Below are 25,119 nucleotides of genomic sequence, written 5' to 3' on the forward strand. Positions count from 1 at the left end.
TTTCCAGACTCGCAAACTATTTATCCAAAAGTTTTACGAACTCTTTCTTTACCCAGCCGGTCTCTTCGACAAAAACTTTATACCAATCGTTACTCTCCTCGAGAATCCAGACTCGTTTACCACGTTTAAGTGGGCCCTTTCGCGGAACTCCTCGAATCGAACTACGAATATTCAACTGTTGTGCAATAACTTCACCCAATTGAATATCGGATTTTTCAGTTTCATTAAGCAGTCCATCTCGATCAATATCCATAAGCTGACGTCGCATGTCTTCGAGCGGAAACGCAGGACCGGGATCAACCTTTCGTCCAGGTGAAATTTCTTCATGACCAACCAACATATTGATCGGATAATGACGTTTCAAAACTAGGATGAGCTCTTTCAATGCTTGAATTTGCGGAATCGAATAGGAACACCAATACTCTTGCGAATTCTTAGTTTCGACTTTAACTACACGACTTGCAGGATAAGTTTTACCGAACCACGCCTGATATTCATCACCAACTCTGACCAACTTTCCTGGATTAACCAACTCGATTCCAATGGAGAAATTATTAAAGTTGCTTTTTCCTTTATATTTACTTTTGCCCGCATGCCAAGCTACTTGGTTAAAAGGAACTAATTGAGCCATTTCTCCTTCTTCACCAACAACAACATGAGCGGATGCTCGAGCTTGTTTGTCACATAACCAGTTAACGGTACCAGCGAGTGAATCATTGCCAGAGTAATGAATAACAATTGCACTGGGTAATGATTCCATAACCTCCCCGACATTAATCGATTCGTGAAACGGAATGTCTTTTAATCGGTGAGAAGCTATCATCCAACAACTCCAGAATTTTTTTGACCTGTAATTAATCGTGTAATTTTATTAGATGCACCAATTTTTTCTGCTGAACGCCCAATACTCCAGGTCGCAACAATTCCAGACCAGCCAGCCCAAAACTCCCACGGTAAATCTGGTAACGGTGTAGCATCCATAGATGTAATTCGAGCCAAAATAGGAAAAATCATATAATTAATTGCGATCATTAATAAACCAAAATAGACCAACATTGGGCGAGCTCGCTTGGTAAACTTGTCATCTTGATTAAGCTCTGAAGTGAGTATCTCTTGCTTTGCCTGTTGCTCGGAGCGAAGTGTTTGCTCGATCTCTGATTCACGTTTATGCACCAAACTCGCCATACGAAGTTTAAAAGCATCTCGCTCTTCGTCCGTAGTAATGAATTGATCTGCGACTCGGGTAATACTCGTAATCAGAGAATCTGTTCCCGAACCAAATATATCCGTCAAAAAGCTCATATTAGAAACCTCCTAGTATCAATACACTAGCCCATTTAATGCTCGCTATTTCAAGCAATAGAAACTAGAGAATGACTTTATTTGAAATTAGATATTGAGAATATTACTTCTTATAACTTTTGCCTGACTATCGTCATAAGTTATCGATGAAGGCTTTAATTTGTGAGAACCACTCATTTCTATTTAAAAAAGCGAGTACAACAACGGATAACACTAGCTTTGAGACAATAAAGGCTTTTTTATGCAGTAATAATTTCTTAAACCAAGGATAATTCTTTTCTTTGTATCGGTGTTTAATATAGCCACTATAAAACTCAAATTGTCGACCAACTTTTTTTTGATCAGTAATAACTTCACCTGATAAACTGTCAATTCGCGAAACTTCTTCACAATATCGGCGCCATAGATAGTTTGCATCCACTCCCTTATAAAAGGATTTTATTAATCCGCAGACAAGATTTTCAAACTGAGATTGTTTTTTCCCTTTTTTAGAGTAAATCCACCGTAATTTACCAAAATGGAGCTGTTTTCGGTCGTCTTGATGTTTTGACTTAGAATAGAATTGACGTAGCAACATTAACTTATCTTTATAGCTTAATCGATTTCTCACTAAACTCGATTCAATCAGTGCATGATAAGGAGCAAAATACGTCCCAAACAAATAAGCAATCTGAAATACGATTTCAGTAACGGGCTCTCGATTTATCGTATGTTGGCTAATACAAAGTTCAATTTTTAGATACTTCGGCCACCCGGAATCCAATAGCTTCATTAAGTCATCAAATCGTTGCAGATCACCAACTTCAATAAAAGAAGGTTTACTTTGCGTCTTCGCACTTAAGTAAACTTTAAGTTCATTTGAGTCGCTCGGCGTATCGACGACTCTTATTCGTATAGGCTGATAGCTTAGATCAGTCAGCCAACCTAGTTCATGATTCGTTCTCAATACTTGTATGAACTGCTTAACTATTTTTTTAACTTTTTGATCAGCCGTATCTTTATAATAAGAGCTCAGTTTTCGTTCATCACTCTGAATAGTCCGCGTCTGTTTTTGTTCATCGCAATGCTTTAAATTTCTAATATTTTCTTTGGAGTAAACACTCTGACTCGATGGTTTCGGTTGAGACTTCTGCGACGTTACAACGTGACTAATATCTTGATTACTATCAAAAAGATTCTCAGATTGTCCAGGACACTCTCGCTCGCTCGCTCCCCAGTTCACATTCTTAAATAAGGTATCTGGGACATGCCAGTTTTTTAGTTTGATAGATGGTAGAATATAGTCGCTAGATTCGTCATCAATGTTCAATTCTTTTTGGTTATTTTCCTTCATGACTGAATAATCGCTTTTCTATTTGAATTAATATTCTTTGGAATATATCTATTGTAAATCGATAGAAATATTGGATGTAACATCTTTCTGTAACGAGTCTTTTTCTAAGAGACTCAATTTCTAAATCAAGATGTGCCAAAGGTTATTAATCAATGAGTTTATGGAATAGCCCTATATGCCAGGATTACTTTTCCTAAAGTTTTTGCGAGGACTAATTCAAAGGCAAAATAATGTTTTACTCGTAATTATAGATTGCTTTCTTGTTAAGTATTTGATCCGGGAAGATGCTTTGCAAATTCAACACTCGTTTCTTTTTCTAACTCATTTTTACCAATCAACGATTCTTTATTGGTGGACTGCCCAATATTCCTATCTAAAGCATCTTTAACTTTTGGAGTATTGAATGGAAAATCTTGAATTTCAGAGTCACTATGCGTTGTTGTGTAAGCTTGTTGTAACTGCTCATTGATCTTTCCTACGAGTTCATAGACAACTTTGAAGGGTAATTCAACTATTGAATTAAGGGTTATCTCAGCTTGCATGATGTTCAGCTCAATTTCGACTTTCTCACTCTCTTTAAGCTGACTCACTTTTTCTTTTATATTGTCGATTGCATGAAATACATCTTTATAGATATGTTCAGAAAGACTATCGACAATGATTTTCGCTTCGTTTGCATTAACTTTTGCTGTAATTAATTTATTAATTGACATGGGATGACCTCATTTTTTTATTAATTGGAGTATTAAAGAAATAAAAAAGCCGGCAAACTGCCGGCTTTGGGAAGCGAATAATGGTTGGTAAATTAGAATATTATTCACATGGTACTGTCGAACTATCTGTCCAACCTTTGCTTAGAATGTCTTTCTCTTGATATAAGTTGAATATATCAAATCAATAATCACCTTAAAAACTATTGTACTTTTCTGGCCAGTTAACATCATAAGAAGACATAAGCTATGTCTTATATTCAGAAAGCACCTATATACGATATTTTCACTGGAAAGAGATTGCTTTTTAATTGCTTGATTTACGTGAGAGTAATGCTATGGGTAGTGGGTACTACTCCAAGAATAGAAATATTTAAACTAATTTTGTTTCACTTGTCAAACAGATATTTTAAAAATATAAAAATCAGTGAAACCAACTTCTGGCGATAAACCAATTTTCTTTTAAGAATAGTTCAAAAGTTGGATAAGCATTAGCATCAGATACCACAAAATAATTGAGGTTCAATAATTAACATCGAAAAGTCGTAAGCTCCAGGAGTTCATCAATAGCATATAATGTTTGAATGTTTTATGCGCACACTTATATCTAAGCCCAGAATTCCAAGTGATACTAAGTCGAAGCGCTACACATCACGTTTCCTCAAATGCCGACACAACCTTTTAAATAGCCACTCGATAGGTCTCTTGGTGTAAAGCTAATCGAGTTCATTAGATAACAACTTCTACCTTTAACGCTGTCTTCTTTAGGCACATCTCTATTAGCCAAACGCTCTGAACTACGGATATTTGTATTTAACAGACAAATACATGCACAGAAAAGACAGCCCTTTAAACCTTTGTTTTAACTCATATTTATTTCTGTAGACTGCAGATAATCAAGAACATTAAACGTGAAATAAGCGGTAGAGGACTTTTATATGTCAGAACAACTTTTAACAAAATTATCGATTCGAGGGAGTAATTTACGCTCTATGGCACGTGGAAAAGTCGACATCAATGGCTATGATATTGCCGCATCTTTAGCCTATGGGCGTTTATCAAAAGAAGCCTATTATTTTGCTCGCTCGAAATATTGCGATGATATGGAATCCGCTAACTTACTGCTGGTATTTTTCAATCGGTTTGTTAGCGCGAAATTATCCGAACTAGGCTTATCCCAACCTTTTGAGTTTGTGCAAGGAATGAGCAAACTCATGTTAATTGAATCCGTTTTAGGAACCGAATGTGTGCCTTGCAAAGGAAAAGGTTTCCTCCATATTGAGGATGAACTCATCGATTGCAATAAATGTTCGCGAACCGGGAAAGCGAGTTTATCGCAAAGAAAACGCGCAGAGATTGTTGGGGTCTCTCTATCTTCCTGGCATAGAAATTGGAATCAATACTTGCCAGAGTTTTTCAGTCATACCCAAGAATTAGCCAGTCAGATCAACCGTCACATTCATCGCCAATTAGCGTACGACTAAGAGCAAGTAAAGTTTGGGTGATTACGAATAGCCTGTATGAATTGGAAACTATAAAATTGAACACGTAACAATCAAAACGAGCGGTTTTGAAAGAGTATCAGTCGTTGATAGTATAGGCATCCTTGCGTGATAAGTCCGTATAAAAATTAATGAAAGTGATTGACTTAGCGGCAATCATTTAAGTTAAAGTCAAAAGTAGCTGTGCTAACCTTGTTGCCAATGTTAGAGCTTTCCTCAAGCAGGATGCCTCTTTCTGTCGCAACTATTTGATTGCTCTGAAACAATGGTGGTCGTCCGACGAGCAACGATGACGCACCTTGAAATGAGGCAATACCCGTTTTGTATTGAATCTCTCCTTGTGAGTCTATGTAAACTAATTGCCCACCGACAAAATCGGCAGCTAAAATACCGTCACAATGTGGAACCAAGTCATCATAAACGGTCAAGCGACTAACAAACGATTGGGCCATAGTTATTGTGGCATTGCCTGAAAGATCGATTCGTTTAATATTACCTAGATCAGTAAACCAAAGCCCATCATTCAACCATTTGATACCATTAGGGTGGTAAACATTTTCATCTTGTGCAGCCCACTCCGAATGAATCAAATCAACAACTTGTAGACTCTCTGATAAATCAACCTTGACGATTGAGCCACTGCCAAAATAAGCCGTGTTTGCAATATACAATGTGTCCTTACCGTTACTGGTTAATCCATTTGGCAAATCGTATTCACTGATATCTGCAATGGTACTTAAGTGTCGATTCGGATCATTGAGATCCAGAACATACAAATACTTTTTCGCATCTTGAAATTTAATTTCATAACACAATGTATAAATGTAATGAGAGATTTGGGTAATTCCGGCAAAGCCGCAGTCAAACTCATTCAGCTTCTCTAATGAATAGGAACCTTCAGATTTTTTCATCTCGAAAAAACCAACACCCGATGAAACGAAAAGCCTTCCCGATTCCGTAAAATGTAAATTTTCCGCCTCGGGCAATCTAACCACCGTTTCTTTGGTATAACAGCCGCTAATAATGAGTCCTGCTATCAGACAAAAACACAACTTGAACTTCATAATCACTCCTGTAATCGTTTTATTAATTTTCTTATTTAACACCTTGCTCATATTGTTCGACTAAATTTAAACGTCCTTGTCCAATCATCACTTTTTAAAGCTAAAAACAACTTCAGAACAGTATCATGTTTTTAAGCTTGAGCTCTGTAGGAAGTTCTTAGGCTAAACTGAGATATCATGAACGTTTATTTTTGAGATAAAGTAAAAAACATCACTAAAGAACCGTAATACAAGAAAAAACCTTGAGATAAATCTCACTAATAAGTCAATCCTTTGTCACTACCAGCGACTCTTATTGCTAATTGAATTTAAATAACTTTTATAATGGATACTGATTTCATAGAGTCAACTACTCTTTACGTAACGTCACAAACCAACACCTTTCTCTCTCGTTTCAGGAGATCTACAATGCACTTAATTAAATCATTCTTTCGTTTGATCTTATTAATGATTGCATCTAACCTCGCAATCATTCAGCTGGCGCAAGCAGCTCCCTATTCAGGAACAATATTTTTTGATCCAGACATCGTCACCGAAGATGACGTCAGTTTATTTTCAAACATTGTCTACACTGGAAGAGGACAAAGGACCGTTTACGATAGGCGCTCATCAGGCAATGTAACGATTAATGCTTATCTATTTCAAATAACCTTCAGCAATGGACAAACCTGCGAAGCACAAGTTAATCCAGAGTTCGGAAGAGAGTCTGCCCGAGTGGAAGCTGAAAAATACGCTCGCTATATCGGTCAGTTACCACTGAGTGTGCGAAATGATTTGACGCATTTTATTATTCATAAAGGCAACAATCCGTGGTCTGGTTGGGACAATTGGATATTAATTCATACGGGTAAAACACCCGAATATTTACGCCTTGGCATTGTTGAAGAAACCATCATCCATGAGGGAGTTCATGCCACGCTCGATCGCTATCATCAAAACAATGCTAATTGGCAAAATTCACAAAGTCGAGATGGTCGCTTTATTTCAGATTATGGGGAGGAATACCCCGTCAGAGAAGACTTTGCTGAAACCTATCTTACCTGGTTAGCAGTACGTGTAAAAAGAGATAGAATTTCTTCAAGCGATTTTAATACCATCACCTCTACGGTCCCTAACCGACTATCCTATTTGGATAACCAAGGTTTTGATCTTTACCCTTTAAGTTCACAATCCCAATCTCTTGCGGAGCTCCAATCTCCCAGTCCAGGCTCTCGTTTGACTAATAGTTCAGAAACGTTTCGCTGGAGTTCGATTGACTCCGATATATGGTTATCTGTAGGTACCGAACAAGGTGGAAATTCCATCTATGATCGTAACGTTAGCGGATTAACTCAACAAAGAGTGGACAACTTACCGACTAATGGAAGCTCGGTTTATGTCAGACTTTGGACTTACGTAGATAACAGTTGGAAATACAAGGACTATGACTTTTCAACGGGTGGTGGAACTCATTCGGGCTTAGCTCAAATTACAGCACCACGACCCAACTCAACCATTGAAAATACCAGTGTTGTTTTCGAATGGAGTTCAACGAATAATGATGTCTGGCTTTCTGTTGGCGATGCATCAGGAGGCAATAATTTTTTTAACCGCAATGTTAGTGGGCAAAACAGTCAAAGAGTCAATAATCTGATTATTAATGGAGACAACATCTATGTACGACTGTGGACCTGGTATCAAAACCGATGGCAATATGAAGACTATACGTATCAAACTGTCAGCAATCAGGACGGATTAGCAAGGTTAACTTCTCCCGATCCAAACTCAGTCATTAGAGGTGGTGCAACAACCTTTCGGTGGACACCCATCGATAACGATGTTTGGTTGTCGGTTGGTTCCTCTCAGGGTGGTAAAGATCTTTTTGATAAAAAAGTTGCTGGACAACAAGGTCAATATGTCGATAATTTGCCAACGAATGGCCGAACCATCTATTTGAGACTCTGGACCTGGTACCAAAGTCGATGGCAATACATCGATTACCAATTTTCTTCGGCGAGTCGTTAGCAAAAGTTACCAATGGAGTTCAGCTTTAAAGAAACATCACAAGAATAGTCATTCGAACTCCTGCTTCTTAAATGAAGTTTGGTTTAAATTTCGCCCAGTGATTCTGGGCGATATTATGACTCAACAAATGACAAGAATTCTTTAAACGCAGAGCTCGCTTTTATAATATTTGATGAAGTTTACCAACGAGATTTTGCTTCGGTATCTTTATCGTTCGCATCCACCCATCGCTCACCTTCTGGCGTTCTTTCTTTCTTCCAAAATGGCGCTTCCGTCTTCAAATAATCCATTATAAATTGTGCAGCTTGAAAGCTGGCTTCTCGATGTTGAGAGGTAACACCGACAAAAACAATTTGGTCGTTAATACTAAGACTTCCTATGCGGTGTATAAGTTTTACCCGACCCAATTGCCAACGGCTTTTTGCTTGCTCAACAATTCTCTGTAGCGCTTTTTCTGTCATCGCCGGATAATGCTCTAGCTGCAAATTGAGAATTTTTGAACCCTGATTCATATCTCTAACCAGTCCAACGAAAAATACAACCGCTCCATCCTTTCCATTATCATTGATAAGAGCCCGATATTCATCGGCAACATTAAAATCATCTTCCGTTACTCGGATCATAATCGATACTCTTCTCGCACAATAGCTAAATGACTTAGCCGCCAGTCACCGGAGGAAAAAAGGCGACCTCTGCATCGTCAGGTATCTTAAAGTTATCATTAACCAGCTCTTGATTTACCGCCGATAAAACTTTGCCCTCGAGTACCGGAATGAACTGAGGATCATATTTGATTAAAGCCTTTTTTAGTTCAGCAACGGTTGTCACATCATCCAACGAAAAGATCATTGAATCACAGCCCACTTTTTCACGTAGAGAAGCAAAAAATAAGACTTTAATCACGTTGCCAATCTCCACTCTGCCCTCCCTTTTTTTCCAATACTTTGATTCCTTCAATCGTCATTGTTTTATCGACAGCTTTACACATATCAAATAAGGTTAATGCTGCGACACTCACGGCCGTTAAAGCTTCCATTTCAACGCCCGTTCGTCCAGTTAACTTACAGCGACTGCAAATACGAATCCGCTGATTGTCTGGTTGGATTTCAAAGTCTACTTGTACTTTGCTCAGCGCTAAAGGATGGCATAGAGGAATTAATTGACTGCATTGTTTTGCGCCTTGAATACCTGCTATTCGAGCAACGGCTAAAACATCGCCTTTAGCATGACCACCGGATTCAATTAATGACAGAGTACTTGACTGCATCTTTATATAACCTTCCGCAGTTGCGATTCTCACGCTGTTTGGCTTTTCCGAAACATCAACCATCGATGCTTCACCCTTCGAATTGATATGAGTCAGTGAAGACGAAGTATTTTTACTGATAGTCGCCATTAGTTACCGCTCTCACTCTCATCAATAACGTTAACTTGTTTTAAATGGGTCACAAAATTACAAGGTTTATAGGTACTATCTAATTGCTCTTTAATAATAGAATCCCAAGCAGTGCGGCACGCATTGGTTGACCCTGGCATACAAAAGATGACCGTTCCATTAGCAAAGCCTGCCACAGCTCGCGACTGAATGGTTGATGTGCCAATTTGTTGATAAGAAATTTGACGAAAAAGTTCACCAAAGCCTTCAACCTCTTTATCAAATAGAACACTGAGTGCTTCTGGCGTTGAGTCTCGCGCAGTAAAGCCCGTACCACCAGTAACCAATACCGCTTGAATATTTGAAGAGGCAATCCAGCGAGAAACAAGCGCTCTTAATTGATAAATATCATCTTTTACAATGCAATGTTCCGTCACTGTGTGTCCGGCTTCGCGAACATTATCAGCCAGCAGCTGACCCGATGTATCATTTTCGATTGACCGTGTATCAGAAACGGTTAACACAGCAATATTTAACGAAATTTTAGTTGGTGTTTTATTATTTTTAGTCATCATACATACATCAATGTTTTAATAATAGAAGTTGTCTTTAATAGTCTTCTTTTGAGAGTTGCTTCAAACGCTCAAGATCGTCGGGTGTATTTACGTTCATTAAATTTTGGGGTCGTTCACAATCAATAGCTACTGCATTAATCTCGGCTAAAAAAGTACGGACGGAACAATCCGAACTTTCATCATTAAGCACGCGCTCCAAATAATCGATGTATTGCTCTTCCCAGGTTATCACCATCGGAAAAAAACTGTCTTTAAAATAGACATTCGAATGATAATCGGACTCTGATACTAAGTCAGCAAGCAGAGATTCATGCAACAATGGCATATCAACAGGAATTATTAGTAGTTTATTGACCGAGATTGATTTTGCAACGCTATAGATTCCTGCTAGAGGGCCTTTGTCGAGATGGTTGTCAGGAATACCATCATGTTCTTTGCCACTCACGATAACTTTTCGACACCCTACTTTCATTAAAATCTCTAAGGCATGATCCAACCAACTCTGTAAAGGTTTAACAGGATGTTGAATTAACGCTTTATCTTTTTGCATCCGAGTTGAAGAGCCGCCGGCTAAAACGATTCCGATCATAAATAAAGGTTAGCCTCCCAACATTGATAAGTGCTTTGTCGATCCGGTGAAGCCATCGTGCAATAAATGCGATGCTTCCTTTTGTGTGACATAACATCGAATTTTATCGACTAACGTTTCTATATTCTCTGGCTCACACCATTGTCGAAGAGGTATACCATGTTCACCAAATAAACAAAGATGTAAATTTCCATGAGAAGAAATACGCAATCGATTACAGCTGGAGCAAAAGTCATTATCGTAGGGCATAATTAAACCGATTCGCCCCTTAAACTCCGAATGCTGAAACTCTTGGGCAGGTCCCGCCGTTTGGCTCCGCAGAACTCGAGTCCAACCGGTTTGCAACAAATGCTTTTTTATCGGTAAACCGGAGACGTGATTATCTTTGAAAAACTCAAAGTTATCGCCTGTTTGCATTAATTCGATGAGCCGTAACGTTACCGGCTTATTCTTAAGCCAATCTAAATACGCTTGAAGATCATTATAATTGAATTGGCGCATCAAAACCGTATTGATCTTTATTGATTTGAGACCCAATGTTTGCGCATAAGAAATCCCATTTAATATCTCATCCAAACGATCATGTCCTGTGATAGCTGCAAACATTTTCGGATCGAAACTATCAATGCTGACATTCAATCGATCCAGTCCAGCATCAACCCAATCGGACACTCGCTGCTTTAAGTTATAACCGTTTGTAGTCACGGCTACAGATTCAATACCAGGCGTATTCTTACACAGTGAAATGATGTCGGGTAAATCTTTTCTAATTGATGGTTCCCCACCAGTGATGCGAACCTTTTTGGTGCCCAGCTGAGCAAACGCTTGAACGATAGATTGAATTTCTGAAAGTTGAAGCGCACAAGTTTCAGCCTGAGCTTTTGGCTTTTCATAACCATTAGGTAGGCAATAGTTGCACTTAAAATTACAGACGTCAGTAATCGATAATCGCAAATAGTGAAATTCGCGACCCTGTTGATCTTGTAACATATCACACCTTTCCAAATACGGGAGGCTAAGTCATTTCTACCTTAACCCTGGTAACAACTCTATGATTCTTTCTCAATTACTTTTGATTGAGAATCAAAGTTGTTACGGCGGAATAAACTTATCGAGATATCATCTTCACAAGAAAACTCTATAATGTTATCAGCGACTTAGCTCAAACAGCTCGGAGTTTATGTCGCACCACTATACGCTTGTTTAACAACAAACGAAACAATCGAATCAAGAAAATAAGCAAGAAGAAATGAAGGCTAAAAGATAGATACTACCTAAACAGTAAGAATGACATTACAAATTGCATAATGAGTCCAGTAATGACAGACAGGCTTGTCCTGACAGAAATGTTAACGTTTTTTTGTCAGGATAAGCCTTATTGCTAACTAAAATAAATCAAGATTTAAAAACAATAGATTAACGAACGTCATTCCATGGACCTCGTGGCCAGGTTTTCTCGCACCAGTCAATTAAGTCGCTTAATACATTTTCAGGTACTCCGAGCTCTCGAAATTTCGGAATAACACGGTATGTATTTCGCCCTTGAAATTGTCCGAGGTCAAAAGAACAACGAGAACCACAGGGTGAAAAATCAGTACTATTGCGTGGCTGAACTTTTCTATTATGAGTTGCATTTGCCCAGTCTTGAGCCGTAGCGTTATTGGCATCTTCGACAAAATCCTCTAGCATGGCTTGAATTAAATAACGCCACAACGTTCTACCAACACTCGACTGAGTATCCGTATTGGTGGTACGGCGTGCTGTGCCATAATACACATAAGGCTGCGCGGTTCTTAAATCTAATCCGGCTTCAACACCATAACGTCCGTTGGTTTGCAATTGTCGTTGTTTAATCATAGTGGCCCAAAATTTAAATCCTTGTGGAATCCCCGAAAAACGTTGTAGCAGTTCTACATGACTGTATGTGTAAGCAAAATGCGAAGGCATGCTGCGGCGATACCCAGTATTAAGAATCATATTAAGATGATACCAAGTGCTACTTTCAAATATTCCCAACATTTCGCTTTGTGAAAAGAAAAATCGCCCCTGAGTACCAGTAAAATGCGGTGGTCTATCAAAGACATTACGACCATCAGCAACCCAGCCACGAGGTTCACTACCATCAACGCAGCGACCGTCAGAGCAGACCGGATGTGTCATTGTTGCCGATTGCTCTTCAAGATTCATCGAGTGCATGATTTCCCACATCTTAACCGACGTCCAGGCCGTTAACCCTCGTTTAGCATCTTCAATTCGGTGTAAAGCAGTATTCGAGTTCTCAATACTGTTACAGTTATTCAAATTTACATTAGGTATTGGCAATCTAATAGTGCGCAACACATCGTTACTTATGGCACGCATGATGTCACCATTTTGACAAATCACACCTTTTCGAAACCACTGTTTAACATCTCTAGCTAATGCTCCTATTGTTGAAGGATTTGGATTTGAACGTGCGTCTTCGTAAAGTTTTTTATAATACGGCATACCGACATTGCGACCGCGATAATCGGATCGAATTGCAGTTGCATTAATGTCAAAAGCATCATCAGGATGCACAATAGGCAGCCATTGATTCCACTCAGGCATTGGCATATTCATGGGTAGTTCACGAAAATTTAATTTGCCATACCGATCAACCACGCGACGGACGTCGTTTAACAACGTTCCATTTGGAAATAAGTAAGGCGCAATATCTTGATCTCGATCTAAAATTGCGTCGACACCTGCGCCGGCGGCCCATTCATAAACTGGACGATTGTCCAGTCCTGGGCCAGGTTGATAAGCAGGGTTCCACGGACGAGCTTGATCGACAACAGGAATATTTAAGCTGCGAATATACGACGCAATTTTTTCTCCCTCGGCTTGCGTTAAACCATGGAACTTTGAGCGTTCGATAATAGATTCATTCGAAAAATTAAAATACTTTAAGTCACGACCATCTTCTGCGTGACAATCGGCGCAGGATGCTCGCATTTCACCATTCATGGAACCGCTTCCATTTCCGCGCCCATCAAGACTGTCTAGCCAAGGATCATACAAGCGATTTCTGGCGCGCCATAATGATGCTCCTTCAGCAATTTCAGAGACTGATGATCGCGGTGCTTCCCAATCTGCTGGATTATCATGATTAAAATCATTTTCACTCCATACTTTTTGACTCAGGTTACCATTGCGCAATAAATTTAAATCGATAATTCGAAATCCTATACTTGGATTTTCGGCATCTTTATGTTCGAACGTCAAAACATTTTGACCACGTCGAAGTCCATTGATGGGAACAGTCATTCTTACAGTTCTAAATCCACCACCGATACCACCATAATCGGCTTCTCCGCCAATAACATTAATCTGTGAATTCCCATAAACACGACCATTTTCTGTAAAATGTTTTAACGCAATGGGTGAACCATCATTAATACGAACGGATGCTTTCACTTTATTGGTATTTCTATCGAGACGAACGTCATGATATCCACAGGCGTTACATCGTAAGTATAAATGTGTAATATCATCTGGATTGTTCAATTCAAAACTTACTTGCTGAGTTGTTCCCGAAGGGCCAAATACTTCAACGGGTAATGATATCGCTCCGGTATTACCACCACCGGAACCGTCATCATCTCCATTATCGACAACATGAATTATTACAGGTGCGCTATCCAGCAATTGATCGCTTGAATTTTTACTACGAACGACCAGTGTATGAGTTCCTATACTCAATCCATCAACTGAAAACTGATAGGGTTCACTCTTATCTAAACTGTGATAACTTCCATTAATCCATAATCGTACCGCTTTGATCCCTTCAGGATCAAAAATATTGGTAGTCACCAACAATCGCTCACCACTTTGAATAGAACTTTCATTAGCAGGTGATGTAATTTTGGTTGAAGCACTTTGTACCTCTTTTACCCTAATTAAAACGACGTCACTATCGTTTGCTTCGCCATTTATATCTCGTGTCCTCACCATTAATGAATGATCACCGGAGGAAAGACCAGAAACCATAAATTCAAACGGTGGTGATTGATCAATATCGTAGTAGGAATCATCAATCCACAGTCGAAGCGCCTCAATACCATCGGGATCAAAGGCATCTACCGAAACCATAAAACTTTCACCGTTTTCTATTTCCGTGCCATTACTCGGAGATGTGATTTCTGTATAAGGTTGTGGATTAATAACTTGCACGGTGACCGGCTCACTATCAATCGCTTGACCGTTGGTACTCTTAACTCGAACCATTAACGTATGTTCGCCTTCACTTAACTCCGAAATATTAAAGTTAAATGGTGGCGATTGATCAATTCCATAATAAGTGCCATCAAGCCACAAACGTGCAACTGAAACTCCGTTTGGGTCAAAGGCATCAACAGTAACGTTTATCTGTTCGCCAACATCTATCTCTGCTCCTTGAGTTGGTGCTGTGATTATCGTATAAGGCTGTTGCTCAACAACTTGAATTACGACAGTTTCACTATCCGTTGCATTGCCTTTGTTATCTTTAGTACGCACCATCAATCGATGCTCGCCCTCACTCAAATTATCGAGAGTGAACTGAAAAGGTGCACTTGTATCAATGTTCTGGTAACTACCGTTTAACCATAATCTGGCAACACTCACACCATCATCGTCTTCTGCATCAACCATCACCTGAACGTTCGAACCAAAGTTCACTACGCTATTTTGTTGCGGTGACGTAATTCGAGTGTAGTTATCGGCAGATAAAGAAATGGTACTTAAGAGACTTAAAAAAATGAGAAAAGATTTCATAGCCACAGAGCTCCTAAAGCCTGAATGGTTGGTCCAGCCCAATCACCTTACGTCACTTCAAAAAATCTTTACGAAGAAAAATATTCATTAAGAGAGAGCCAATTAATGTCAATTACTTTTATGAAACGACTATCAACTCAAACTAGCAGCCGACAAATTTCAAAACCATTGATTTTTTAGAAAGCTCTTAAACTTGTGATAGAATTAAAAAACGATATGTGAACCAAGTTCACTTTTAACAGGCAGAATTTTTAAGAATAATAAATCAAATCGTCAAACGCTAACTCGCGTTATATTTCAACAATAAAATATTTATTTAGAAATTGGTTAAAGCAACATTATGTTTACTAAAACAATATCATTGTTGCAATAAAACAACCGTTGTTAAATGGCAACCGCAGATGATTGATGACCATTGTTAATTCAAAATCGTAATATAAAGAAGTAGTCATACTTCATGATACTAATTTAAAATCTGGTATAACTGAGTGGACAACTTTAATCTTAAAACTGCTTATCAATTATTTTAGAGAGCTCAAATTCTGGGATCGGTTTACTGTATAAGTATCCTTGCATTATTTCACATCCCATTGTCTCTAAATACTCAGCATGTTCGTTTGTTTCAACGCCTTCTGCCACCAACCTAAGCTCAAGTCCTTTTGCCATTTGAATAATCGCAGCGATAATCGCTTGATCAACAGAGCTGTGTAACATATTTTTCACAAAACTCTGATCTATTTTTAGCACATCCAATGGAAATCCCTTGATATAAGATAAACTGGAGTATCCCGTTCCGAAGTCATCTAGAGCAATTTTAACCCCTAATGATTTCAACTCATTAATTATATTGGTCGCATTCTCTGTATCGTTTGCCAAGACGCTTTCTGTAATTTCAAATTCAATCTGTTCTGGTTTTACTTGTGATTGAATCAATATATTCTTCACCTCATCAATAAAATCAACGTCTTCAAACTGAACGATTGAAATATTAATCGCAACTCGAAAACCAGGATTAAAATCGTGCCAAACTTTTGCTTGTCGGCAAGCTTCTTTTAACACCCACTTTCCCAGTGGAAGTATCAATCCAGTATCCTCGGCTAAGGGAATAAAGTCCAATGGGTTAATTAGACTTCCATCGGGTTTTCGCCAACGAACTAAGGCTTCAGCGCCCACCATATTACCTGTTTTAACGTCTACTTTCGGCTGATAATGGACCTCAAATTCTCGATTCTTTGCTTGATGCTTTAGCGCGACCTCTAGCTCCTTTTTTAATAGCAATCGCTTTTCGATTTCTTGGCTATAAAACTGAAACCCATCTCGCCCATTCTTCTTAGCTGTGAACATTGCTGCGTCAGCATGTCGATACAGTTCATCCAAATCGTGACTATCGTCAGGACTAATTGCAATCCCTAAACTAACCGTTAAACGAAAACTATGCTCATCAAGCTTCCAGTCTTGATCAAAAACTTCAAACAGCCGACTGACAAAACGAGTGATTTCAGTTGTAGTGTTAACTTCAGAGAGCAGAATAATAAACTCATCTCCACCTTGTCGGCACAAGGTGTCATCTTCTCGGAGAATCCCAGACAACTCGTGAGAAACCATTTTAATCATGCGGTCGCCGGCATCATGGCCCAGTGTTTCATTGATATTTTTAAAGTGATCGATATCGAATAATAATAATGCTACTTTGCGTTTTGTCCGACGAGATTTCTGAAGGGCCTGCATTGCCCTATCACGCAAAAGCAGTCGATTTGGCAAATTAGTTAATACATCATGCTGGGCGATATGAGTCATTTTAATGGCCATTGCCCGAGCTTCACTGACATCATGAAATACGATAATCGCCCCAGTGACTTCGCCAAGATGATTCCGAATCGGAGCAGCTGAGTCTTCAACTTCCAAAGTGGTGCCTTCACCTTTCATTAATTTACAGTTTAAGGTCATTCCGGCTGTGCGACCTTCTTCCAAAGCAATTCTTATCGGATTTCTTAAAACTTGTTCTGTGTCGCCATCTTGTAATGGCATTATTATCTCTATTGGTTGACCTGCTGCTTCTTGTGATGTCCATCCCGTCATATCTTCTGCGATGGGATTAAGAAAAGTCACATTTCCATCGAGATCAGTCGCAATAACAGCATCACCAATTGAATTTAAAGTAACTCGAATTCTCTCTTTCTCGTTGATCAGGGCTTCTTCTGCAATTTTTCGCTGAGTAATGTCTGATATCAACATTAAAAAGCCCTTCTTCGCTCCTTCAATCGAGCGCGGAACTAAAGTTATTTGACCGTAAATATTATTTTTTCCAGATTGACCACAAGGAATATCCAATACGGAGTGCTTTCCTTCATTAAGTGATTCAATGGATTCTTTGAGCAATTCATGGCCCGATTCTGGTAATACATCCCAAATGGACTGACCACGCATTTGGTCGGCTTTTATTCCAAACCAGGTACCTAAAACATCATTACAGAACACGTTGTTCAAGTCAGGATCCCAATAGGCAACGAATGCTGGTAAAGTACGAACTAACAACGACAAATCTTCTGCAGCGCGACGAATTTGATGCTTTTGTGCTTGTAAAGTGAGTTGAGTTTTAACGCGTGCTCGAGTTACCGACAAGTTAATCGGCTTTTGAATAAAATCGACACCACCCGACTCAAGCGCTTGAATTTCATGATCATTAGCTGAATGACCCGTAACAAATATCACCGATGCATCATCAAAATTGGGTTTCGACTTGAGCTGCTCTAACACCTGATAACCATTGATATCTGGCATTTCAATATCAAGCAGTATGACTTCTGGCCGACATTCCGTTGCTTTATTCAGTGCAGCAATACCATTTTTGGCAAAATAAATTTGACCGAGATCTTTAACCGCATCATTAAGAACATGTAGATTGGCTGGCTCATCGTCGACAATCAGAATTGACGGTACTTTTTCTATATCGGCCTGCATACATTAATGTCCATTTGAGATACTTTCTATTCGCAAAACTCAGCGAAAAGAGTCCTTACCCCTAAAAATAAAGCTGTTATGCCTCCCATGGGCTTACTCAGCGCATGGGATACCCTTTTCTAAAAATAGTCCAATCGTCTAATTTGTCTATAATAGGGCTAGAAGGAACTTAAACATTAATTGACAATTGCGATTAGCATCATTATTTGAATGACTGAATATCATCAGTTTATGCAACAACAATGGTAAGAGATTGCTATTTTGCTGATCACTCTGCTCCTAGAGGAAGTAAAATGAACAATTTATCACGTTACTTTATTTTATTAACTTTAGGTTCATTTCTTATTGCCTCGCTTGGTCTTTACTTGGTTTTCCAATATTCTCTAAACCAACAGTTAGCCTCCGCTTCCGAAGAAATGACCGTTGACCTTGACTCAAGAAAAAGGATACTTCTTTCTCGCTTAAAAGACCTAAAAAGCGATATCCTGTTTCTGAATAGTACACCGCCCATTCAAGGTATTGTAAGAGCGTCTGCTAATAATGATGTCGACCCAGTTGACAATAGCTCTACGGAACTTTGGAAACAACGCTTACAAACTATTTATAAAAGTTACCTTGAAACACAAGAAGGAGCTTATCAGGTAAGATATGTAGGTATTACTGACGAGGGTATGGAATTAGTTCGAGTTGAAAAGACAGAAAATCGAATTTTCTCGTACCACAAAAACCAGCTTCAACCCAAAGCTCATCGAGATTACTTTAATGATATTTTGCAACCAAACAGAAAGGGTATTTACTTTTCTTCCATTAACTTAAACCGAGAAAATAAGACTTTACAAATTCCATACTTGCCAACATTGAGAATTGCTAATCGAGTATATGACGTTAATGGAGAACCTTTTGGCTTTGTCATAATTAACTTTTCGGTTATTGAGCTATTTCAACAACTCAGTGCAGATCTAAATGACCATCAAAGTTTTTATATCACCAATGCAACGGATGACTTTTTATATCATCCAAACAATGACAAGAGCTTCCGGTTTGATATAGGAGTGCCTTATCGCTGGACTGATGAGTTTTCTTCAACTGAAGATGATAATAAAAGTGAATACTCTTTATTTATTCAAAAAGGCCACAATCAAAGTGAAAACAAATTTTTAATCTTAAAAGAGCAAGTTTCAATAGATGGAGCAAATAACGTTATCAATCTTCATTCGGCCATACCTTATAAGGTCATACTCGGTGGTGCATATCAGAATACACTGTTATCACTAATTGGCCTACTAATTGCTGTTGCTATTTTATCGGCCTACTTTTTTATCTATCGACAATCAACTCAACGAAAGATTCTTGTTTCGCGCGAAAAGGCACGTAACAGCGCCGTTGTTGAGGGTAGTCGAGATGCCATAATTAGTGTTTCATTATCCGGTAAGATTCAAGATTGGAATCAAGGAGCAACCGAACTTTTTGGATACAATAAGCGTGATGCTATTGGTCGGTTTACTCAGGAGACCTTTCTTCCCCATGAAAACATTAATGAAGAAAAAAATATTCGCGACAATTTGATTCGTGGCGAAAACATTGAGCCTTATGAGTCGGAAAGACAGTGCAAAGATGGACGGAGAATTCCAGTATCGATTTCTGTATCACCTATCAAAGATGAGAAAGGAAAAGTTATTGGTATTTCAAAAATCATCAGAGATATTTCCCAACAAAGAAAGGCTGCTCAAGCTATTGAAGAGCTCAATCAATCTTTAGAACAACAAGTTGAAGAACGTACTCAACAGATCTACGAATACCATGCGTTACAAAATGCCATTCTTCAAAATGCAGGTCATGCGATAATAGCCACCGACACTCAAGGTATCATTACACTATTTAATCCAGCCGCTGAACAATTACTGGGTTACTCAGCTGATGAACTCATTGGAAAAAAAAGTCCAGCCATTTTTCATCTAGAAGAAGAAATTGTCGCTAGAGCCGAAGAGTTTTCAAGTGAGCTGAGTCAAACTATTAAACCAGGATTTGATGTCTTTACAATTAAAACGCAATTAAAATTAAAGAACGAACATCAGTGGACTTATGTGACGAAAAATGGCACTTACATTCCAGTGAGCTTGTCAGTAACAGCATTGTACGACAAGGAAGGACAGATTTCTGGTTACCTCGGACTAGCATCAGATATCACCGAAATGATCAATAATCGAAAGGCGATTGAATTAGCTCATGACCAATTAACTCGTGCAGCCGAGGTCGCCCAACTGGGTATTTGGCAATGGAATGTAGAACTCAATAAGCTCACCTGGAACGATCATATGTATGAAATTTACGATTTAAGCCCTGATAAGGAAGTTACATACAATGACTGGTATGAAAGTGTAATTGAAGAACAACGAGATACAAAAGCTCAAGAATTAACTACCGCTCTGGAAGGAGGAAAACCTTTTGATACGACATTTACCATCATTACCCCAAACAATGAAAAACGTGTTATCAGAGCAACAGCACAGGTAGAGCGAGATAATCATGGCAATCCGACACAAGTTTTAGGTATAAACCGGGATATTACCGATCAGGTTCATTATGAAGAAACTTTAAGGCATGCAAAACAAGCCTCCGACCAAGCCAGTAAAATCAAGTCAGAATTTGTCGCTAATATGAGTCATGAAATTCGTACACCTATGAATGCTATTATTGGCTTACAACAACTCCTCTATCGAACCAAACTGGATGAAAAACAAATTGAATATGTTCGTAAATCTGAAGCCGCAGCTGATGCTTTATTAAGAATCATCAATGACATTCTTGACTTTTCGAAAATCGAGTCTGGAAAGTTAGAAATTGAACCACATCCGTTTGCAGTTACCGATCTTATCGATAATTTAAGTTCTGTTTTAACCTCTAACTTAGGAGACAAAAACATTGAGTTGCTGTTTGACCTTGACCCCAAAATTCCCGACTTTATTTCCCAAGACTCTCTGAGACTGCAACAAGTACTGGTAAACCTTGCTGGCAATGCGATTAAATTTACCAATAATGGATTTGTTAGGCTCAAACTCAGTCTAGTTGAAGATAACGCACAGCAAGCTTTGTTTTGCCAAGTTAAAGATACAGGAATTGGAATCGCTCAGGATAAGCTCAATTACATATTTGACGACTTTACTCAAGCTGAAGCATCTACAGAGCGGAATTATGGCGGTACTGGTTTGGGCTTGGCTATTTCAAAAAAGCTAATTGAGTTAATGGGTGGAAAGATCAAAGTAACCAGCACTTTAAATGAAGGTAGCTGCTTCGAGTTCACTATACCATTTGAAACATGTGAAAAACAAATCGGCCATCAGCTCGACAGAAAGATTGAAAATCTTAATGTTTTAATTATTGATGATTTAACCGAAGCACGTGAAGCGCTATCAAATACAGCGGAGTCTTTGGGTTGGCGTGTCACTGAATATGATAATCCACTCAAAGCAATAGATGAGTTCGAAAACACCGAACCAAACAAGCGCTACGACATTGTACTTATGGATTGGGATATGCCATCGCTTAATGGTTGGGACGCGAGTGTTAGGTTAAAGGATATCATTAAAGGAAAATATGATTTAAAAATAATCATAGTGTCTGCATTTGGCCAACAACTAAAGCTTCCCTCACATAAACGCGGAAAGAAAATAATTGAAGGAGTCATTGAAAAACCTGTTAGTCCATCGACACTCGTGAATAAAGTTTCCGAGTTATTTTCAGGTAGTAGCACTGAACGTCAAATTCACATTCCTCATTCTAAACGCCTTAGTGATCTTAGAGTTTTATTAGTTGAAGATAATGCCGTCAATCGTATGGTAGCAAGAGATATACTTAAAGCAGAAGGAGCCATGATTACCGAAGCCGAAGATGGAATGATTGCCCTCGATATTCTCAAAAATGGTAAACAGTCTTTTGACGTTGTTTTAATGGATATACAAATGCCTGGCATCAGCGGTTATCAAGCAACTGAAAAAATCAGAAATGAATTAAAACTAATCGACTTACCAATTATTGCTATGACCGCTAATGTAATGAAAGAAGATGTGGAGCGCTCGCTGTCATCGGGCATGAATGCACATGTAGGAAAGCCCTTTCATATTGATGAGTTGGTTTCAACGGTATTTAGTTGTTTACACCATGAATCACAGAACATATTAGACGCTATACACCCTACTAACATGTCAACTTCTGAGAATATAGAAACGAGTAACGATAATAAAAACAAAATCAAGTCAGAGGAACGTCAGCAAGATAATCAAGAAGTTATCATCGATGAAGCATCAGCAATAAATCGCTTGCAAGGTTCCCGAAAACTCTACGACAAAACCGTTAATATGTTTATTTCCACCACACCCAAATTGTTTGATGACATAGCTGACAATTGGACGAACGACATTGAAAAGCTTGAAGTTAACCAACGAGCTTTGCATACACTAAAGGGTCTCGCTGCAACCGTAGGTGCCAACCAACTATCAAATTTAGCAAAAGAAATTGAGCATAAAGTCAAAGTAAGAAATAGCACTGAATATGAACAAAACTTACTAAGCCTAAAGAAAGTTTATAATGACAGTGTCGAAGCTCTGACTAGTTCTGAAGATAAAAAACAAAGTAACTTAAATCAGTTAAGTCCTCACGATGTCATTGAACGCATTGGAAACATTGTGCCGTTACTAAACAGCTCAAATATGAAAGCTATTGAACTTCTGAATGATTTGGAAGGATCTATCCCGCATTCTTACAGTTCTGAGTTTCAAGCCATTATGCGCACAGCTAATAACCTTGAGTTTTCTGAGGCTGCGAAACTGTGTGAGCAACTCGAGCGGATGCTCGACCAGGATAAAAGAGCATCAGCTTAATCATTTTTATAAAATTCATCTTCAGAATTATATTTATTATAAGTCAGCTAAAGCCAAAATCCTGATATCAACTTGATTCAAAATGATCGATAATACTTCTGTACTTTAATTATCACAAACCTGTATTTATTTACTCCCAGAAAGTCTAAGCCAGACCATTCGAAAGTCAAAATGATTCTCTTTAAAAATGGACTACTTTTCAAAATAAAGAATCGCAGCACACTTTTAATGTCAATATTTTCCTAAGCTTAAAACGAGTATTAGGAAATCCCTAAAACTCGCTATTTCAACCTGTTCCCAATCTAAGGGGGCAACTAGCAATAAGAACTCAGAGTTCTAAACAACTATTCACTCCAGCTTTCTGTAACTTGAGTTGTCTTAACCCACCAGAAAAAGGCAGGATCGCTATGTACACAAAATTACTTTTTAGACTTATTAAATTTTATTGTTTAACTTCAATTTTTTCAGCATCCCTGTTAGCAAATCAAGCGATACGTCAGCCAACGGAAATACCAGGACATTATAATGTTCAATATTACAAACCGCTTTATTTGCAAAATCCATCCATCCAACTTCACATCTATGGCACAGCCGGTGTTTCCGATTGGATGCTAAACAATGTATCTTATATGGCACAAAATATGATTAACAATATGAGAAGCTCCTCTAACCGGTCTCGATTTAATAATCACCATATTTTTGTTATCACAGATAATGATCCTGACGTACCCTATTCCTCATTACCAGGCCATAAAAATACAGGAACCGTTGGCTTCACTATTTTAAATCAAACTATCATTTGCGCCGAAGCAGTCGATACACTATATCCAAACTTACCTCCAACATGGCGGGCCTGGGATACTCCCATTCATGAATTTGGTCATGCCATTGAACATACCCTAGGGTTAGAAGGGCAATCCGATTCTGTTTTTCGAGCCGCGGAAAGTAATTATAACAGTAGTGTTGCGCGTGAATATTTTTCTTGGAATACGGAGCACTGGTTTGATGCAAGTCTCAGCACTAACAACAGTGGTCAAACACTTCAAAGCAAACGCTCTGCGATGAAACAAGGCATATTTCAATATTTTAATAGCATTTTCAATTACAATAGCAATTGGAAACCAACTTGCGCGGGGCGTCCCGATCCTGGAACGGGTGGCAACGGTGGAACCATTAATTTGTCGAGCTTAGTCGGTTCATACGAACGTCGACCTATTCAAAACGACTGGCATAAAGTATCCATCACCCGAGAAAATACCAACACCTTACGCTGGACAAATGCAGCGGGACGCAGTTGGCTCATTAATTACACCGATGGTCGATTATCAACAACAAATAACAGTCCTTACGGCGCACAAGTTGTAGAAGTTCAATTCAACAGTAACAACCAACCCATTAGCTTAAGATTTAACGGTGGAACTTATACTAAAGTTGCGGGTGGCTCTGGTGGTATAAATAAGTCTAACTTTATTGGTCAATACTCTCGCTTGCCTGTCGAAAATGGTTGGCACCAGGTTGAAATAAGTCTCGATAATAGTGGCGAGTTACTATGGAGCAATAACTCAGGATACAGTTGGCGTCTTCTTTTCAACAATAATCAATTGCGAACTGGCAATGATTGCCCTTACGGAGCTCAAACAATTGAGGTTTCTGTCAACAATAATCAAGTGTCATCACTTAGGTTTTTAACTGGAAACTATATCAAAACCAACAATAATGGGTTACAGGCTGAAGACTTTGTCGGTCAATATGCGCGTTATCCCATTCAAAATGATTGGCATCAAGTAACAATAACCTTAGACTCATCCGGCAGCTTGATATGGAGAAATAATGCTGGATATGAATGGCCTTTAATGTATTCAAATGAACAATTAACGACACTCGCCAACTCACCGTATGGCGCACAAAATCTTAACTTTACTCAGAGTGCAAATGGAGAAGTCGAGTCGCTTGAATTCAATTATGATAACTACACTAAAATAGACTAACGGTAACTAGCCGTAAGACAAAACACTAAGTATTCCTCTTACGGCTAGTAATTAATTCTTACA

The 25,119-nt window shown here is 38.7% G+C and carries 17 protein-coding genes and 1 riboswitch; of the genes, 4 read left to right on the top strand and 13 right to left on the bottom strand.

The window, feature by feature from the left end; translation table 11 throughout:
* Positions 1-16 precede the first annotated feature (16 nt).
* The 4 genes from FAX86_RS20265 to FAX86_RS20280 all read right to left on the bottom strand — a co-directional run bounded on the left by FAX86_RS20265 (position 17) and on the right by FAX86_RS20280 (position 3,348).
* A complete protein-coding gene (locus FAX86_RS20265) occupies positions 17-823 on the bottom strand; it encodes an N-acetylmuramoyl-L-alanine amidase (RefSeq protein WP_144395324.1) in 807 nt (268 codons plus the stop codon).
* On the bottom strand, positions 820-1,302 hold the full coding sequence (locus FAX86_RS20270; RefSeq protein WP_144395325.1) for a 3TM-type holin: 483 nt from the start codon (positions 1,300-1,302) through the stop codon (positions 820-822). The genes FAX86_RS20265 and FAX86_RS20270 overlap by 4 nt, the downstream gene beginning before the upstream one ends.
* 133 nt (positions 1,303-1,435) lie before the next feature.
* Positions 1,436-2,635 carry a hypothetical protein gene (locus FAX86_RS20275; protein ID WP_144395326.1) on the bottom strand — a complete coding sequence of 400 codons (1,200 nt, stop codon included), beginning with the start codon at positions 2,633-2,635 and terminating at the stop codon, positions 1,436-1,438.
* Between the two features lie 263 nt (positions 2,636-2,898).
* Complete coding sequence (locus tag FAX86_RS20280) at positions 2,899-3,348, bottom strand: hypothetical protein (RefSeq protein WP_144395327.1); 450 nt, start codon at positions 3,346-3,348, stop codon at positions 2,899-2,901.
* Between the two features lie 935 nt (positions 3,349-4,283).
* Between FAX86_RS20280 and FAX86_RS20285 the strand changes: the two genes are divergently transcribed.
* Positions 4,284-4,829: a hypothetical protein gene (locus FAX86_RS20285; protein ID WP_144395328.1), complete on the top strand. Its 546-nt coding sequence runs from the start codon at positions 4,284-4,286 to the stop codon at positions 4,827-4,829.
* Between the two features lie 164 nt (positions 4,830-4,993).
* Here the strand turns inward: FAX86_RS20285 and FAX86_RS20290 are convergent, their stop codons facing one another.
* On the bottom strand, positions 4,994-5,911 hold the full coding sequence (locus FAX86_RS20290; protein ID WP_144395329.1) for an SMP-30/gluconolactonase/LRE family protein: 918 nt from the start codon (positions 5,909-5,911) through the stop codon (positions 4,994-4,996).
* 408 nt (positions 5,912-6,319) lie between these two features.
* Here FAX86_RS20290 and FAX86_RS20295 point away from each other — a divergent pair, with 408 nt between their 5' ends.
* Positions 6,320-7,915: a hypothetical protein gene (locus tag FAX86_RS20295; protein ID WP_144395330.1), complete on the top strand. Its 1,596-nt coding sequence runs from the start codon at positions 6,320-6,322 to the stop codon at positions 7,913-7,915.
* A gap of 179 nt (positions 7,916-8,094) precedes the next feature.
* On the opposite strand, the gene moaE is transcribed toward FAX86_RS20295, so the two are convergent.
* The 8 genes from moaE to FAX86_RS20335 form a co-directional block, all read right to left on the bottom strand.
* Complete coding sequence (moaE, locus tag FAX86_RS20300; protein WP_144395331.1) at positions 8,095-8,538, bottom strand: molybdopterin synthase catalytic subunit MoaE; 444 nt, start codon at positions 8,536-8,538, stop codon at positions 8,095-8,097.
* Positions 8,539-8,572: 34 nt separating this feature from the next.
* Entirely contained in the window at positions 8,573-8,818 is a 246-nt protein-coding gene (moaD, locus tag FAX86_RS20305) for a molybdopterin converting factor subunit 1 (RefSeq protein ID WP_144395379.1), read from the bottom strand.
* Positions 8,811-9,311 (bottom strand): cyclic pyranopterin monophosphate synthase MoaC, encoded by a 501-nt coding sequence (moaC, locus tag FAX86_RS20310; RefSeq protein WP_144395332.1) that lies wholly within the window; start codon positions 9,309-9,311, stop codon positions 8,811-8,813. The genes moaD and moaC overlap by 8 nt, the downstream gene beginning before the upstream one ends.
* Positions 9,311-9,865, bottom strand: a complete 555-nt coding sequence (gene moaB, locus FAX86_RS20315; RefSeq protein ID WP_246128698.1) for a molybdenum cofactor biosynthesis protein B — start codon at positions 9,863-9,865, stop codon at positions 9,311-9,313. The genes moaC and moaB overlap by 1 nt, the downstream gene beginning before the upstream one ends.
* 34 nt (positions 9,866-9,899) lie before the next feature.
* Positions 9,900-10,454: a molybdenum cofactor guanylyltransferase gene (gene mobA / locus FAX86_RS20320; RefSeq protein WP_144395333.1), complete on the bottom strand. Its 555-nt coding sequence runs from the start codon at positions 10,452-10,454 to the stop codon at positions 9,900-9,902.
* A 9-nt stretch (positions 10,455-10,463) separates the two neighbouring features.
* Complete coding sequence (gene moaA / locus FAX86_RS20325) at positions 10,464-11,444, bottom strand: GTP 3',8-cyclase MoaA (RefSeq protein WP_144395334.1); 981 nt, start codon at positions 11,442-11,444, stop codon at positions 10,464-10,466.
* Positions 11,433-11,643, bottom strand: a riboswitch (molybdenum cofactor riboswitch). Its footprint overlaps the gene before it by 12 nt.
* A gap of 227 nt (positions 11,644-11,870) precedes the next feature.
* A complete protein-coding gene (locus tag FAX86_RS20330) occupies positions 11,871-15,230 on the bottom strand; it encodes an Ig-like domain-containing protein (RefSeq protein ID WP_144395335.1) in 3,360 nt (1,119 codons plus the stop codon).
* Positions 15,231-15,734: 504 nt separating this feature from the next.
* A complete protein-coding gene (locus tag FAX86_RS20335; protein WP_144395336.1) occupies positions 15,735-18,191 on the bottom strand; it encodes an EAL domain-containing protein in 2,457 nt (818 codons plus the stop codon).
* A 293-nt stretch (positions 18,192-18,484) separates the two neighbouring features.
* Here FAX86_RS20335 and FAX86_RS20340 point away from each other — a divergent pair, with 293 nt between their 5' ends.
* Positions 18,485-23,068: a PAS domain S-box protein gene (locus FAX86_RS20340; protein ID WP_164503690.1), complete on the top strand. Its 4,584-nt coding sequence runs from the start codon at positions 18,485-18,487 to the stop codon at positions 23,066-23,068.
* Positions 23,069-23,475: 407 nt separating this feature from the next.
* Positions 23,476-25,056, top strand: coding sequence for a hypothetical protein (locus FAX86_RS20345; protein ID WP_144395338.1), 1,581 nt, complete (start codon positions 23,476-23,478; stop codon positions 25,054-25,056).
* The last annotated feature ends 63 nt before the right edge of the window (positions 25,057-25,119 follow it).

It is taken from the genome of Pleionea sediminis (assembly GCF_007570825.1).
Taxonomy (GTDB): domain Bacteria; phylum Pseudomonadota; class Gammaproteobacteria; order Enterobacterales; family Kangiellaceae; genus Pleionea; species Pleionea sediminis.

What these genes read in the sequence shown, in the direction of transcription:
- FAX86_RS20280 (WP_144395327.1), bottom strand. Translation starts at nt 3,348, where the DNA reads ATGTCAATTAATAAATTAATTACAGCAAAAGTTAATGCAAACGAAGCG.
- moaB (WP_246128698.1), bottom strand. Translation starts at nt 9,865, where the DNA reads ATGATGACTAAAAATAATAAAACACCAACTAAAATTTCGTTAAATATT.
- FAX86_RS20270 (WP_144395325.1), bottom strand. Translation starts at nt 1,302, where the DNA reads ATGAGCTTTTTGACGGATATATTTGGTTCGGGAACAGATTCTCTGATT.
- moaE (WP_144395331.1), bottom strand. Translation starts at nt 8,538, where the DNA reads ATGATCCGAGTAACGGAAGATGATTTTAATGTTGCCGATGAATATCGG.
- FAX86_RS20265 (WP_144395324.1), bottom strand. Translation starts at nt 823, where the DNA reads ATGATAGCTTCTCACCGATTAAAAGACATTCCGTTTCACGAATCGATT.
- moaC (WP_144395332.1), bottom strand. Translation starts at nt 9,311, where the DNA reads ATGGCGACTATCAGTAAAAATACTTCGTCTTCACTGACTCATATCAAT.
- FAX86_RS20335 (WP_144395336.1), bottom strand. Translation starts at nt 18,191, where the DNA reads ATGCAGGCCGATATAGAAAAAGTACCGTCAATTCTGATTGTCGACGAT.
- FAX86_RS20275 (WP_144395326.1), bottom strand. Translation starts at nt 2,635, where the DNA reads ATGAAGGAAAATAACCAAAAAGAATTGAACATTGATGACGAATCTAGC.
- FAX86_RS20345 (WP_144395338.1), top strand. Translation starts at nt 23,476, where the DNA reads ATGTACACAAAATTACTTTTTAGACTTATTAAATTTTATTGTTTAACT.
- moaA (WP_144395334.1), bottom strand. Translation starts at nt 11,444, where the DNA reads ATGTTACAAGATCAACAGGGTCGCGAATTTCACTATTTGCGATTATCG.
- FAX86_RS20330 (WP_144395335.1), bottom strand. Translation starts at nt 15,230, where the DNA reads ATGAAATCTTTTCTCATTTTTTTAAGTCTCTTAAGTACCATTTCTTTA.
- FAX86_RS20290 (WP_144395329.1), bottom strand. Translation starts at nt 5,911, where the DNA reads ATGAAGTTCAAGTTGTGTTTTTGTCTGATAGCAGGACTCATTATTAGC.
- FAX86_RS20340 (WP_164503690.1), top strand. Translation starts at nt 18,485, where the DNA reads ATGAACAATTTATCACGTTACTTTATTTTATTAACTTTAGGTTCATTT.
- mobA (WP_144395333.1), bottom strand. Translation starts at nt 10,454, where the DNA reads ATGATCGGAATCGTTTTAGCCGGCGGCTCTTCAACTCGGATGCAAAAA.
- FAX86_RS20295 (WP_144395330.1), top strand. Translation starts at nt 6,320, where the DNA reads ATGCACTTAATTAAATCATTCTTTCGTTTGATCTTATTAATGATTGCA.
- FAX86_RS20285 (WP_144395328.1), top strand. Translation starts at nt 4,284, where the DNA reads ATGTCAGAACAACTTTTAACAAAATTATCGATTCGAGGGAGTAATTTA.